The sequence below is a fragment of the Bradyrhizobium sp. USDA 4503 genome (assembly GCF_054055815.1).
Genome location: NZ_JBSRXS010000001.1, coordinates 821,621 through 834,148 on the forward strand (window position 1 = coordinate 821,621; position 12,528 = coordinate 834,148).

The 12,528-nt window shown below is 63.0% G+C and carries 10 protein-coding genes; 3 read left to right on the top strand and 7 right to left on the bottom strand.

All coding sequences use genetic code 11. The features are described 5' to 3' along the window. Positions 1 to 13 precede the first annotated feature (13 nt). Positions 14 to 1,501, bottom strand: coding sequence for a DHA2 family efflux MFS transporter permease subunit (locus tag ACVMIH_RS03860; RefSeq protein WP_028344675.1), 1,488 nt, complete (start codon positions 1,499 to 1,501; stop codon positions 14 to 16). Positions 1,502 to 1,640: 139 nt separating this feature from the next. On the opposite strand from ACVMIH_RS03860, the gene ACVMIH_RS03865 reads away from it, so the two are divergent. Continuing rightward, positions 1,641 to 1,892, top strand: a complete 252-nt coding sequence (locus tag ACVMIH_RS03865) for a hypothetical protein (RefSeq protein ID WP_018271177.1) — start codon at positions 1,641 to 1,643, stop codon at positions 1,890 to 1,892. Between the two features lie 183 nt (positions 1,893 to 2,075). Further along, positions 2,076 to 3,566 (top strand): IMP dehydrogenase, encoded by a 1,491-nt coding sequence (guaB, locus tag ACVMIH_RS03870; RefSeq protein WP_028335041.1) that lies wholly within the window; start codon positions 2,076 to 2,078, stop codon positions 3,564 to 3,566. 75 nt (positions 3,567 to 3,641) lie between these two features. Here the strand turns inward: guaB and ACVMIH_RS03875 are convergent, their stop codons facing one another. From ACVMIH_RS03875 to ACVMIH_RS03900, 6 genes are all read right to left on the bottom strand, one after another. Beyond that, positions 3,642 to 4,484, bottom strand: a complete 843-nt coding sequence (locus ACVMIH_RS03875) for an ABC transporter ATP-binding protein (protein WP_456860798.1) — start codon at positions 4,482 to 4,484, stop codon at positions 3,642 to 3,644. A 74-nt stretch (positions 4,485 to 4,558) separates the two neighbouring features. After that, positions 4,559 to 5,884 carry an ABC transporter substrate-binding protein gene (locus ACVMIH_RS03880; RefSeq protein ID WP_057019777.1) on the bottom strand — a complete coding sequence of 442 codons (1,326 nt, stop codon included), beginning with the start codon at positions 5,882 to 5,884 and terminating at the stop codon, positions 4,559 to 4,561. Positions 5,885 to 5,966: 82 nt separating this feature from the next. Beyond that, a complete protein-coding gene (locus tag ACVMIH_RS03885; RefSeq protein ID WP_229190669.1) occupies positions 5,967 to 7,094 on the bottom strand; it encodes a branched-chain amino acid ABC transporter permease in 1,128 nt (375 codons plus the stop codon). Between the two features lie 15 nt (positions 7,095 to 7,109). Continuing rightward, positions 7,110 to 8,039 (bottom strand): branched-chain amino acid ABC transporter permease, encoded by a 930-nt coding sequence (locus tag ACVMIH_RS03890; protein ID WP_080667122.1) that lies wholly within the window; start codon positions 8,037 to 8,039, stop codon positions 7,110 to 7,112. A gap of 9 nt (positions 8,040 to 8,048) precedes the next feature. Then, the gene (locus ACVMIH_RS03895; RefSeq protein WP_456827446.1) at positions 8,049 to 8,834 is read right to left on the bottom strand and encodes an ABC transporter ATP-binding protein; all 786 of its coding nucleotides are present in this window, start codon (positions 8,832 to 8,834) and stop codon (positions 8,049 to 8,051) included. Then, entirely contained in the window at positions 8,831 to 10,801 is a 1,971-nt protein-coding gene (locus ACVMIH_RS03900) for an AMP-dependent synthetase/ligase (protein ID WP_456860800.1), read from the bottom strand. The genes ACVMIH_RS03895 and ACVMIH_RS03900 overlap by 4 nt, the downstream gene beginning before the upstream one ends. Positions 10,802 to 11,504: 703 nt before the next feature. On the opposite strand from ACVMIH_RS03900, the gene ACVMIH_RS03905 reads away from it, so the two are divergent. Next, on the top strand, positions 11,505 to 12,527 hold the full coding sequence (locus tag ACVMIH_RS03905) for an NADP-dependent oxidoreductase (protein WP_456827447.1): 1,023 nt from the start codon (positions 11,505 to 11,507) through the stop codon (positions 12,525 to 12,527). The last annotated feature ends 1 nt before the right edge of the window (position 12,528 follow it).

The window sequence follows — 12,528 nt, forward strand, 5'->3', positions numbered from 1 at the left end:
CTCGTTCGATCGACTAGCCGAGGCGTTGATCGCGCGCGTTCTGGGTGTCCTCGGTCGCGACCTTGACGGCTTCGGTCGCGGCGCGCTTCTCGGCGCCCTTGCGGCTCGAGATGTCGATCGCCTTGCGGCCGGCGATCTCGTTGCCGGCCTCAGCCGGCATCTGCCAGAAGAACCAGGCCGAGGCCGCCGAGATCAACGATACCACGATGAAGGCGGGCGCGAACACGTCGGCGGAGAGTTCGGTCTGGTGATGCAGCGCCAGCGTGGTTTCAACCGAGAACGCGCCGACCGCGACGCCGGCGGACACCGCGAGCTGCTGGTTGACGCTGACCAGAGTGGTGGCCCGGCTCATCTGCGGCGCCTCGACCTCGGCATAGGCCACGGTGTTGATCGCGGTGAATTGCAGCGAGCGGAAGAAGCCGCCGACCACCAGGATGGTGAAGATCAGCATCAGCGGCGTCGAGATTGTGAACAAGGCGCAGGCGGCGAGGAAGGCCGAACTGACCACCGCGTTGACGGTCATCATGTTGCGGAAGCCGAAGGCGCGGATGATGCGCGCCGCCAGCGTCTTCATCCCCATGGCGCCGACCGCCGACGCAAAGGTGACGAGACCGGACTGGAACGGCGACAGGCCGAAGCCGACCTGCATCAACAGCGGCAGCAGGAACGGTAGCGCGCCGATGCCGAGCCGGAACATGAAGCCGCCGACGATCGACGCGCGCATGGTCGGCAGCCGCAGCAAGCCGAAATCGAGCACCGGCGAGCCGGTTCGCCGCGCGTGGATGACGTAAAGCGTCATCGATACCGTGCCGACCCCGACCAGCGCGGCGACGATCGGCCACGGCAGCAGATTGAGCCCGGCCACCGACAGCCCGAAGGCGATGCCGGCGAGGCCGATCCCGGCCAGCACCAGTCCCACGAGATCGAAGCGCTCGGGATCCTCGCTCTTGATCGGGTCGATGTATTTCAGCGCCAGAAAGATGCCGAGCAGCCCGATCGGGATGTTGATCAGGAAGATCCAGTGCCAGGAGAAATAGGTGGTGATGAAGCCGCCGAGCGGCGGCCCGATCACCGGGCCGATCAGCGCCGGGACCGTCACCCAGGCCATCGCGTTGACCAGCGCACTCTTGTCGACCGAGCGCAGCAGCACCAGCCTACCGACCGGGGTCATCATCGCCCCGCCGAGGCCCTGCAGGATGCGGGCGAACACGAAATCGGTCACCGAGGACGACAGTGCGCAGCCGATCGAGCCCAGCATGAACACGCCGACGGCGCCGGCAAACACGATGCGGGCGCCGAAGCGGTCCGCGGTCCAGCCGCTCGCCGGGATGAACACCGCGAGCGACAGCAGGTAGGAGGTGATCGCCAGTTTCAGCGTCAGCGGGCTGGTGCCGATATCGGCGGCGATCGCCGGCAGCGAGGTCGCGATCACCGTGGAGTCCATGTTCTCCATGAACAGGGCGGTGGCCACGATGAGCGGGATCAGGCGTTGCTTGTTCATCAAAACAGGACAGCTGTGCTGAAAAGGCGGGCGAGCGGGCCATATCATCCTGCCCTCGGCCACGCTATTGCGGAACCGGCCAAACGCCCTAAATCCTGCGTGACGCTGGTATGCATCCGCCCGTGTCCAAAGGTTCGCCGTGATCTACGTCCTTGCCGCCCTCTTGCCGCCGATCGGACTGCTCCTGAACGGACAGCCGTTTTCGGCCATCTTTAATCTGGTCCTGATCGTGTTTTGCGCGGTTTTCGGGCTGTTTTTCCACGTGTTGCTGCTGGTGCCGTCGGCCCATGCCGTGATCGCGGTCCACATGAAGCGCGAGGACCGGCGCCATCGCGAAATGGTCGAGGCGATCCGCCGCCATGGCCCGCCGCCGGGTTACCGGGCGCCCTGAACCGGCCCCCTAAAAAGGCCTGTGCATGGCTGGCAAACACTTTGATTCGTCATGCCGCCATGCTATCGACCAGCGTCAACCCCACTGATGGGCGCCGATTCGACGGTGACGCAGCGAGCGTCGCCGCAGGCGGCGTTCATCCGTAAGACCATCGCGGCTGGGCCGCAGATAAAGGAGTTGGCAATGGCCACGGGATTTCCGGCTATCCGCGAAGCCTTCACGTTCGACGATGTGCTGCTGAAGCCCGGTTTGTCCGACGTGCTCCCCTCGGAAGTCGATATTCGCTCGCGCGTCACCCGCGCAATCTCGCTCAACATCCCGATCATGGCGTCCGCGATGGACACCGTCACCGAGGCGCGCATGGCGATCGCGATGGCGCAGGCCGGCGGTCTCGGCGTCATCCACCGCAACTTCGATCCGGAAGGCCAGGCCGCGCAGGTGCGGCAGGTCAAGAAGTTCGAGTCCGGCATGGTGGTCAATCCGCTGACCATCGGCCCCGACGCCACCCTGGCCGATGCGCTGACCCTGATGAAGGAGAACGGCATCTCGGGCATTCCGGTCGTCACCGGTGCCGCCAAGAACGTGCCGGGCAAGCTGGTCGGCATCCTGACCAACCGCGACGTGCGCTTCGCCAGCGATCCCCGGCAAAAGGTCTCGGAGCTGATGACGCACGAGAACCTCGTCACGGTGCGCGAGGGCGTCGGCCAGGACGAGGCGAAGCGGATGCTGCACAAGCATCGCATCGAGAAGCTGCTCGTCGTCGACGACCAGTATCGCTGCGTCGGCTTGATCACCGTCAAGGACATCGAGAAGGCGGTCGCCCATCCGCTCGCCTGCAAGGACGAGCACGGCCGCCTGCGCGTCGCCGCCGCCACCACGGTCGGCGAGACCGGCTATGAACGCACCGAGCGGCTGATCGATGCCGGCGTCGACGTCGTCGTGGTCGATACCGCGCACGGCCATTCGCGCCACGTGCTCAACGCCGTCAACCGCATCAAGCGGCTCTCCAACGCGGTGCAGGTGGTGGCCGGCAACGTCGCGACCGAGGGCGGCGCGCAGGCGCTGATCGATGCCGGCGCGGACTGCATCAAGGTCGGCATCGGCCCGGGCTCGATCTGCACCACGCGCATCGTCGCCGGCGTCGGCGTGCCGCAGCTCACCGCGATCATGGACGCGGTGGCCGCGGCGAAGAAGGCCGACGTGCCCGTGATCGCCGACGGCGGCATCAAATATTCCGGCGACCTCGCCAAGGCGCTCGCCGCCGGTGCCGACATCGCCATGGTCGGCTCGCTGCTCGCCGGCACCGACGAGACGCCGGGCGAAGTCTTCCTGTGGCAGGGCCGCTCCTACAAGGCCTATCGCGGCATGGGCTCGGTCGGCGCGATGGCGCGCGGCTCGGCCGACCGCTACTTCCAGCAGGACATCAAGGACACGCTGAAGCTCGTCCCCGAAGGCATCGAGGGTCAGGTGCCCTACAAGGGCCCGGTCGGCAATGTGATGCACCAGCTCGCCGGCGGGCTCAGGGCGGCGATGGGCTATGTCGGCGCCAAGGACATCAGGGATTTCCACGACAAGGCCGAATTCGTCCGCATCACCGGCGCCGGCCTGCGCGAGAGCCACGTCCACGACGTCACCATCACGCGCGAAGCCCCGAACTATCCCGGCGGGGTGTAGGCCCAATTGCCGTCATTCCGGGGCGGTCCGAAGGACCGAACCCGGAGTCCCGGGATTGCGGGATGCCATTATCTGCTAGGCGAGCCAGCGCTTGCGTCGCTTGTAGTGCTTCACATCGCGGTATGATTTTCGCTTCTCTCCGGCGACGCCAAGATAGAACTCCTTGACGTCCTCATTTGCGGCGAGCGCGTGCGCTTCGCCGTCCATCACCACGCGGCCGTTCTCGAGGATGTAGCCGTGGCTCGCATATCTGAGCGCCATATTGGTGTTCTGCTCGGCGAGAAGAAACGACACACCTTCCCCGGCGTTGAGATCCTTCACGATCTCGAAGATCTCTTCGACGATCTGCGGCGCGAGGCCCATCGATGGTTCGTCGAGCAGGATCATCTTCGGGCGCGACATCAGCGCGCGGCCAATCACGCACATCTGCTGTTCGCCGCCCGACGTATAGCCGGCGGTGGAATTGCGTCGCTCCTTGAGGCGGGGGAAATACGCGTAGACACGTTCAAGGTCCTGCGCGATCGCGAGCTTGCCGTCCGTCCGCGTAAAGGCGCCGGTCAGGATGTTCTCCTCGACCGTCAGATGAGGGAAGGCGCGCCGCCCCTCCATCACCTGGATGCAGCCGCGTCGCACCACGTCGTTTGGCGACAGGGACTTCACCTCGACGCCGTTGAACAGGATCGAGCCCTTGGTGACCTCGCCGCGCTCTGCGTGCAGCAGATTGGAGACCGCCTTCAGCGTCGTCGTCTTGCCGGCGCCGTTGGCGCCGAGAAGCGCAACAATGCCGCCTCGCGGGACCTCCAGCGAGACGCCCTTCAACACGAGAATGACGTGATCGTAGACAACCTCGATATTGTTGACCGATAAAATCAGCGCTGCCGCTTCCGTCGCAGCGGTGACGACCTTGGCGATTGACATGCGCAGACCTCCAAACCGAGCAGGGGCTGCGATCCGGGAGCAGGCAATCCTGCCTCCCGGATCACTCGCACGGGTCAGGTTTCTTTCGCGCAGTCGCGCGGCTTGATCTTCTTCTCCGCGGCATACTTCGCGGACACGTCGGCGACGAGCGGTTCGATGAGCGATTCGTCAGCCGTGTACCAGTCGGAGATCACTTTCCAACCCTTGCCATCCCATTGCTGGACGCGCCCGTAGCGCGCGCCTTCGTGGTCGGAGCAGGAAATGCTGACCGGCTTCAACATTCCCTCAAAGCCGAGCTCCTTGATTCGTGCATCGGTGAGTATGAGGTTCTCAAGCCCCCAACGGACCTGCTCGCCCGTCAGCGGTTGCTTGCCGAATTTCTCTTGCGCCTTGCGGATCGCCTCTACGCCGAGCATGGCATTCGTGATGCCGCGGTTGTAGAGAACTTCGCCGATCTTGCCAGGTTCTGTCGAACCCTTTCCCTTGGCGTAGACGTACTTCTCTATGTCGGCGTGCGCGGGGAATTTTCCTGCGCCATGCTGAAGCATCAACGATTTGTAGCCGCTGGCCTGATCGCCCGCCGGCGTCACATCCGGCTCCGCGCCTGACCACCAAACACCGATCATCTTGTCGCGCGGATAGGCGACGGCGGCCGCTTCCTTGATTGCCGTGCTGTTCATGACGCCCCAGCCCCAGACCAGGACATAGTCCGGCCGGTGCTGGCGGATCGCCAGCCATTGCGACTTCTGCTCGACGCCGGGATGCGTGACGGGAATCGGCGTGAACTCAAAGCCGTACTTCTGCGCCAGCACCTGCAGCATCGGAATTGGCTCTTTGCCGTAGGGGCTGTCATGGTACAGCAGCGAAATCTTCCTGCCTTTCAGCTTGTCGAAGCCGCCGAGTTCCTTGGCGACGTGCTGGATCGCGATGTCGGCCGCGGACCAATACGTGCCGAGCAATGGAAAATTATATGCGAACACCGCGCCGTTCTTGGAATCGGCACGGCCATACCCCATCGTAATGATCGGGATCTTGTCAGCCGCGGTCTTTTCGGTGAGTGCGAAGGTGATCCCGGTCGACAGCGGATTGATGAAGGCCGCGCCGGTTGGTCCTTTGCTCTTGAGACGCTCGTAACACTCCACTCCCTTGTCGGTCGCGTAGCCCGTCTCGCATTCCTCGATCAGAATCCTGACGCCGTTGATGCCGCCGTCACGTTCATTGATCAGGTTGTAATAGTCTACCACGCCGTTTGCGTAGGGCGCGCCGTTCACAGCGTACGGTCCGGTCCGGTAGGACAGAATTGGGATGAACTGTTCGTTTTGCGCTGCGGCCGGTGCGCTAAGCGCCGCGCCGGCCAAGGCGATCGCGAGTATCAGTAACCTGCGTGCAATACTTGCCATATTGATATCCTCCTTGCGGTACTTCCTTCCTCTCCGTTGTCGGCGGCCGTCACCCGATTGCGATCAAGACACGATCACTGCCTCAATAGGGAAACGGCCAAAGCCTGAGCTTCTCCTTGCCGATCGAGATCAGCCGGGCGAAGCCATGGGGTTCCTTGATGAGCAGATAGCAGATCAAGGATCCGAAGATGATGAACTGGAGGTGAGTGATCGTTTGCGTCGACAGTGGCAGGCCGAGCTTGGTCGGAATCACATTCAGCATGATCGGCACGATGAGGATGAACGCTGCTCCGATGAACGAACCCATGATCGAGCCGAGCCCGCCGATGATGACCATGAACAGAAGCTCAAGCGAGCGGTCGATCGAGAACGCGAGCGGCTCCCATGAACCGAGGTAGACGAACGCCCAGAGCGCACCCGCCACCCCGATGATGAACGAAGAGACCGCGAAAGCCGTCAGTTTTGCATAAAGCGGCCTGATGCCGATCAACTCGGCGGCGATATCCATGTCGCGGATCGCCATCCACTGCCTGCCGAGATTGCCGCGCACGAGATTTTTCGCCAACACCGCCATCACGGTCACGAAGAGCAGGCACAGCAGGTAACGCTCGACCGGCGAGCGAACGACCATACCGAAGAAATCCAGTTCCGGCGCATTCACTGATCCCGACGGGGCGTAGTTGGTGAACCACGGAATCCGCAGGAACGCCCAATCGAAGAAGAACTGCGCGGCGAGCGTTGCGACCGCCAGGTAGAGACCTTTGATCCGGAGACTGGGAATGCCGAACAGGATTCCGGCACCCGCCGCCATGAGCCCGCCAAGCAGAATGGATGCCAGCACGGGCAACGGTGGGATCGCGATCGCGAAGCCAAGCCAGGCAAGCGGGATATGAACGCCGGTCGCCAGCTTGTAGGCGGAATAGGCGCCGATGGCCATGAACGCACCGCTGCCGAGCGATATCTGGCCGCAATAGCCGACGAGAATGTTTGTCCCGATGGCGGCGAGCGCCAGGATGAGGAAGGGCAGCAGGATGGCCCACAACAGATAGTCGGTGCCGAACGGCCAGATCCGGAAGGTGGCCAACAGCGGCACGCCAATGAAAGCAATCGCGAGCAAGACGGCGAGGGCGATACGATCCTGCCGGATCGGGAAGATCGCCATATCCTCCGCATAGGTCGCCTTGAACTGGCCAGCTTCGCGATAGAGCACAACGACCTCCCTGCCTCAGACACGTTCGATGATGCGTTCGCCGAACAGGCCCTGCGGCCGCAAGAGCAGCACCGCCAACGCCAGCACATAGGCAAACCAATATTCGATGCCGCCGCCGATGGATGGACCGAGATATACCTCTGCGAGCTTCTCGCCGGCCCCGACAATGAGCCCGCCGACGATCGCCCCGGGAATGGAGGTGAGGCCGCCGATGATCAGGACCGGCAAAGCCTTCAGCGCGAGAAACGTGATGGAGAACTGCACGCCAAGCTTGGTTCCCCACACGGTCGCCGCGACGAGCGCAACGAGGCCGGCAACGAGCCAGACCACGAACCAAATCCAGCTGATTGGAATCCCGATCGAGTGCGCGGCCAAATGGTCGTCGGCCACGGCTCTGAGCGCGCGACCGGTCTTGGTGCGCTGAAAGAAGACCGCGAGGCCGGCGACCAGGACGCCCGCGATCAATGCGCCCCAGACGTCCAGCTTGTTGACCAGAATCCCGCCCGGGAACAGGCCTTCGAACAAGAACCAGGCGTCGGTCGGGAACAGCCGCAACGGGTAGACGTCCGATCCGAAGATCATCTCCGCGGCGCCCTCGATGACGAATGTCACGCCGATCGTCGACATGAACAGCGTCAAGCCATCCTGATTGACCAGAGGTCCGATCACGAACCGCTCGATGAGCCAGGCGGTTGCTGCCATGATCACGGCGGCAAAGCCGATAGCGAGGATGACCGCGACCCAAAGCGGAAGGCCGTTGGCGACCAGGAGGTCGAGGGCGCGAACCAGCGCCAATCCCGCGAGCAACACCATTGCTCCCTGCGCATAGTTGAATACGCCGGATGCCTTGAAGATCAGCACGAAGCCGAGCGCGACCAGCGAATAGAGCACGCCGGACATCAATCCGCCGATCAGGACCTCGAGAAACTGACCCAGTGCGATCATGGACGCACCTCAATGCGCGACGCCAAGATATGCGTCGATGACAGCTTGGCTTCTCTTCACTTCATCAGGCGTGCCGTCGGCGATCTTCACGCCGTGATCAAGCACCGCTACGCGATCCGACAGATCCATGACCACGGCCATGTCGTGCTCGATCAGGGCGATGGTCGTGCCGTAATGGTTGTTCACATCAATGATGAACCGCGACATGTCTTCCTTCTCCTCGAGGTTCATGCCTGCCATCGGCTCGTCCAGGAGCAGAAGGTCGGGCTCCATCGCCAGGGCGCGACCGAGTTCGACACGCTTCTGCAAGCCGTATGGCAGACGCCCGACGGGTACCTTGCGGATTGTCTCGATCTCCAGGAAGTCGATGATCTCCTCGACCTTGCGCCGATGCTCGATCTCCTCTGCGAGGGCAGGGCCATAACGCAGCAGCTGCCACAGCAGCCCCCGGCGCACCTTCAAGGTGCGGCCTGCCATGATGTTGTCGAGCGCGCTCATGCCCTTGAACAGGGCGACATTCTGAAAGGTGCGCGCGATGCCGCCGCGCGCCGCCTCGAACGGCTGCATTTTGGACCGGGTGCTTCCCTTGAAGGTGATGGCGCCATGGTTGGGGTGATAGAACCCGTTGACGACGTTCAGCATTGAGGTTTTGCCGGCGCCATTGGGGCCGATGATGGCGCGAATTTCGCCTCTTTTGACGTTGAACGAGACGTCCCGCAGCGCCTTGACGCCGCCGAAGGCCAGTGCCACGCCCTCGACCTGCAGCAGGATTTCGTTGGTGTTTGGGGCTCTCATGCCGCTCTTCCCAGCGATTCTGCCGGACCGATGATTTGCATGTCGCGAATCTCGACTCGTGCAGCGATCGTGCCCTTCCGGCCATCCTCAAACATCACTTCCGTGGAAATGTCGGCGTCATGCGCTCCGTTGTAGAGTGCCGTGACCAGCGACGCATAGCGTTCGGCAATGAAGCGGCGGCGCACTTTCTGCGTGCGGGTCAGCTCGCCGTCATCCGCGTCGAGCTCCTTGTGCAGAATGAGGAAGCGGCGAATCTGGGCGCCCGCAAGCACCGTTTCCCCTGCCAGGGAGCGGTTCACCGCGGCAACGTCTCTGGCGACCATGTCGTAGACCAGCGGATGCCCGGCAAGCTCCTGATAGGACCCGTAGGCGACGTTGTTGCGTTCCGCCCAATTCGCGACCGCGACCGGGTCGATGTTGAGCATGGCGCATACGAACTCTCTGGAGTCACCGAACGTGATCGCTTCCTTGATATTGGGATAGAACTTCAGCTTGTTCTCAAGGTACTTGGGAGCAAACATCGTGCCGTCAGCCAATCGACCGACGTCCTTCGCACGATCGATGATCTTCAGATGCCCGGTTTTCTCGTCGAAAAAACCCGCATCGCCGGTCCTGACATATCCGTCGGACGTCATCGCTTCCGCGGTCTTTGCCTGATCCTTGAAATATCCGAGGAACATGCCGGGCGAGCGAAACTGCACTTCGCCCGAGTCCGCGATGCGGATGTCGACGTTGGGCGCCGGCGGACCAACCGTATCCGGATAGATCTCGCCATCGGGCTGACACGTTACATAGAGGAACGCTTCGGTCTGGCCGTAGAGCTGTTTCAGGTTCAGTCCGATGGCGCGGTAGAACGCGAACAGATCCGGACCGATAGCTTCGCCTCCGGTGTATGCGACGCGCACCTGAGACAGGCCAAGAACGTTCTTGAGAGGTTCGTAGACCAGCCAGCGTCCGAGCGCATAGAGCAATCGGCCTGACAGCGGCACCGGACGTCCCGTCAAGACTTGCTCGCCATACCGCCGCGCGACGTCCAGAAAGTAGCTGAACAATCGCCGCTTGATCGGCGCCGCGTCCTCCATCCGGACCATCAGCCGCGTCAGCATGGCCTCGTAACCGCGTGGAGGGGCCAGGTAGAAGGTTGGTCCTATCTCATGCCGATCCTGCTCGATTGTGTTGCTGCTCTCGGGGCACGCCATGCAGAATCCGGCCACCAGGCCTTGCGCATAGCTGACGTAATGATCGCCCGCCCAAGCCAGCGGCAGATAGGCCAGCACCACGTCCTTGTCGGTCAACTTGTCGAACCGCGTGGTGTCGGTTGCAGCATCGATGCAGCCTCGTGCCGACAGCATGACGCCCTTGGGCGCGCCGGTCGTTCCCGAGGTGTAGAGGATGATCGCGATGTCCGAACCGTTGCCGGCCCGAATGGATTCATCGATCCGTTCGCCAAGTGCTGCGTCGGCTGCAAGCGCGGCGCGGCCGTCATTGATGATATCGCCGATTGCGATCAGTCGACCGTGGTCGTAGCCGTCGATTCCGCGCGGTTCGTCGTAGATAATCCTGTTGAGTTGCGGCAGTCGGTCGGACACCGACAGGACCTTGTCGACCTGCTCCTGGTCCTGCGCTGCGACCAGCGTCACCTCGGCGTGAGCGAGAACAAAAGCAAGCTCATCAGCCACTGCATCGGAGTAGACTGGAACGGGGATTGCGCGCAGCGTCTGCGCTGCCATCATGGTCCAGTAAAGCTTGGGCCGATTGGAGCCGACGACCGCGATTGTCTCGCCTGGCCGCAAGCCAAGGCGATGCAAGCCGGCGGCGTAGCTACGTATGATCTCGGCAACCTCAGCCCAGGTCCAGCTCTGCCAGATGCCGAGATCCTTATGTCGGAACGCTGGCCGCGTGCCAAATTGTGCCGTGTTTCGCAGCAGCAATTTGGGAAGCGTATCATACGATCCGTCGCCGGCCATGTCGGTCTCGATCCAAAAACCGAAGCGTTGGTTCGCTCCTGTTATGGTGATGCCTGCCCCATTTTTGGGTAGCAGACATGCGAGTGCCGCATGGTCCGAGATTACAGCGAATCGAAAGTCCGACAAGTGCCAGATTGATAGGTCGTGTTTTTGCCGCGGGCGCGCCCGGCAGAGATAGGTCTACCGGCTGCCAATTCGCCGAAGGTGAATCCGGCCGCCACCAGACGAACATTGCGGCGCGAAGACGCTGATCGGCTCTCAAGAGGTAACCCCAATGCTTCGGAGAGCCTCATGTCCATCGGACGGTCCCGCGAAGCGGACCGGAGTCCTGCGCCATCAGGTTTCGAGGGCGACCGGAAACCGGTTGCCGATTTGCTGCGCGGCCGCCCTCGTTGCGACCATGGAGGGCCGCCTGACCGCCTTGGCTCCGCTGTGCCGGATCGCGAGGTCGGATGAGGCGACTTGACTACGGCCGCTTCGTCTGCCGGTGGCGCGCCGTGACAAACTGCCGCCACCAGGGGGCCCTGCGAACCGCCGCGACGTGACGGTATCGCGTTGGCGCCAATGTGCCTGGCATGATGGCTGTCATTTCAAACAACATTTCAAACAACGCAACGCGAAGACAGCAAATCCATTTCCCTTGCGGGGAGGTGGATTGCATGACTACGTGTGCGCCACGAACCAATCATCCCAAGAGGAAATCATGTCCCAAGGAAAGCGCATCGTTCTGGCTTCGCGCCCGCACGGCGAGCCCACGTCGGCCAATTTCAGGCTCGAGGACTACACGCCGCCGGCACCGGGTGCGGGCGAGGTGCTGCTCCGCACCATCTGGCTGTCGCTCGATCCCTATATGCGCGGCCGCATGGCCGACGGTCCGTCCTATGCCGCACCGGTGCCGGTCGGAGGCGTGATGGAAGGCGGCACGGTGAGCGAGGTGATCGCCTCCAACAATCCCGGCTTTGCCAAGGGCGATATCGTACTGTCGCGCGCGGGCTGGCAGACGCATGTGCTGTCCGACGGCAAGGGCCTTGCCAAGATCGATCCGAAGATCGCGCCGATCTCGACCGCGGTCGGTGTACTCGGGATGCCCGGCATGACCGCCTATACCGGCCTGCTCGAGATCGGCAAGCCGCAGGCGGGCGAGACGGTGGTGGTCGCGGCGGCGTCCGGCGCGGTCGGCTCGGCGGTCGGCCAGATCGCCAAGATCAAGGGCGCGCGGGCGATCGGCATCGCCGGTGGCAAGGACAAGTGTGCCTACGTCAAGAACGAGCTTGGCTTCGACGAGTGCCTCGACCACCGCGATCCCAATCTGGCGGCGAAGCTGAAGGAAGCCTGCCCGAAGGGCATCGACGTCTATTTCGAGAATGTCGGCGGTGCGGTGTTTGACGCGGTGTTTCCGCTGCTCAACGCGTTCGCGCGCATCCCGGTCTGCGGTCTGATCGCGCATTACAACGACACCGAAGCGCATGCCCCGAAATGGGCCGGCGCGATGATGCGCAACATCCTGACCAAGCGGCTGACCTTCCGCGGCTTCATCGTCAGCGACTTCGCCGCCATGCATGGCGACTTCCTCCGCGACATGTCGCGGTGGGTGCGCGAGGGCAAGGTCAAGTACAAGGAGTTCGTGACCGAGGGCCTGGACAGCGCGCCGGAGGCCTTCATGGGCCTGCTCAAGGGCGCCAATTTCGGCAAGCAGCTGGTCCGGGTCGGGCCGGACAAGGCCTGAG

What these genes read in the sequence shown, in the direction of transcription:
- ACVMIH_RS03860 (WP_028344675.1), bottom strand. Translation starts at nt 1,501, where the DNA reads ATGAACAAGCAACGCCTGATCCCGCTCATCGTGGCCACCGCCCTGTTC.
- guaB (WP_028335041.1), top strand. Translation starts at nt 2,076, where the DNA reads ATGGCCACGGGATTTCCGGCTATCCGCGAAGCCTTCACGTTCGACGAT.
- ACVMIH_RS03875 (WP_456860798.1), bottom strand. Translation starts at nt 4,484, where the DNA reads ATGTCAATCGCCAAGGTCGTCACCGCTGCGACGGAAGCGGCAGCGCTG.
- ACVMIH_RS03880 (WP_057019777.1), bottom strand. Translation starts at nt 5,884, where the DNA reads ATGGCAAGTATTGCACGCAGGTTACTGATACTCGCGATCGCCTTGGCC.
- ACVMIH_RS03890 (WP_080667122.1), bottom strand. Translation starts at nt 8,039, where the DNA reads ATGATCGCACTGGGTCAGTTTCTCGAGGTCCTGATCGGCGGATTGATG.
- ACVMIH_RS03895 (WP_456827446.1), bottom strand. Translation starts at nt 8,834, where the DNA reads ATGAGAGCCCCAAACACCAACGAAATCCTGCTGCAGGTCGAGGGCGTG.
- ACVMIH_RS03900 (WP_456860800.1), bottom strand. Translation starts at nt 10,801, where the DNA reads ATGGCCGGCGACGGATCGTATGATACGCTTCCCAAATTGCTGCTGCGA.
- ACVMIH_RS03905 (WP_456827447.1), top strand. Translation starts at nt 11,505, where the DNA reads ATGTCCCAAGGAAAGCGCATCGTTCTGGCTTCGCGCCCGCACGGCGAG.